Source organism: Micromonospora sp. ATA51, from assembly GCF_016802855.1.
In the GTDB taxonomy this organism is placed as follows: Bacteria; Actinomycetota; Actinomycetes; order Mycobacteriales; family Micromonosporaceae; genus Micromonospora; species Micromonospora sicca.
Genome location: NZ_JAEVHJ010000698.1, coordinates 1 through 1,057, shown reverse-complemented (window position 1 = coordinate 1,057; position 1,057 = coordinate 1). Strand labels below are relative to the sequence as shown.

1 protein-coding gene is annotated in these 1,057 nt (G+C 66.8%); it reads left to right on the top strand.

The features are described from left to right. Positions 1-97 precede the first annotated feature (97 nt). Positions 98-994 (top strand): transposase family protein, encoded by an 897-nt coding sequence (locus JNW87_RS39035; protein WP_201749406.1) that lies wholly within the window; start codon positions 98-100, stop codon positions 992-994. Positions 995-1,057 lie beyond the last annotated feature (63 nt).

The window sequence follows — 1,057 nt, the reverse complement described above, 5'->3', positions numbered from 1 at the left end:
ACGGCTTGGTGCGCGGTAGAGGAAAGACCCGGGTCGATCATGAAGGTGGCCGTGCGGGACGATCATGATTGTGACGTCAGGATGGGCCCGCACGGCCTTGTCTCATCGTATCTTCACCGGCATCCCTCGCCAGCGGCTGGCCAAGCTCATCGCCGAACTGGCCGATCCGTGGACCGCGCAGCAGGAATCCAGACTGCACCAGCGCCGCAGGGGCGACCGGCTGCGCGCCGCCGGAGCCGGACCAGATCATGAGCTGAGCTTCACCGACCGGGTCATCGCCACCCTGGCCTGCCTGCGCCTGCAACTGCCACACGCCGCGGTGGCGTTGCTGTACAAGGTGGACAGGTCCACCATCACCCGCGCCGTGGGCGAGATCCGTCCGCTACTGGCTGCCCGCGGGTTCGCCGTGCCTGGCAAGCCAGGACTGCGGCTGCGCACCCTCGCAGACGTGTTCGCCTACGCCGACGCCCACGGCGTCGAGCTACGCATCGACGGCACCGAGGTCCAGGTCCGACGGCCGAAGGCGAACCGGCCCGGACGGCGGGCGTTCGTGTCGGGCAAGAAGAAACAAAACACGATCAAACCCACGGTGATCAGCGACGCCAAGGGGCGGCTGCTGTGGTGCGGGGCGACCCGGCCAGGACGGATGCACGATGTCACCGCGCTGCGTACCGAGGGCATCGAGGATCTACTGCGGCAGTACCCGAACGTGCGTGCCAGGGTCGACTCCGGCTACCAGGGCCTGGCCCGGGACTTCCCTGACCAGGTCAGCGCGCCGCCGAAAAAGCCACCGAAAGACGCAACCGACCAGCTGCGCGCCGAATACACCATCGCGCGTAAAGCCCAATCCTCACAACGGATCTGCGTCGAACACGCCATCGCCGAGCCCAAGCAGTGGCGGCCCCTGCAGCGCTACATCGGACGCCGTGAACACTTCGAAGACACCACGCTCGCCATCGCCGGACTGGTCTCCGACCGCTGCGCCGAACGGTAGGCAAACCACCAAACCGAACCAGGCATACAAGCACTGCCGGGTCCTAATCGTGCACGACCTCGT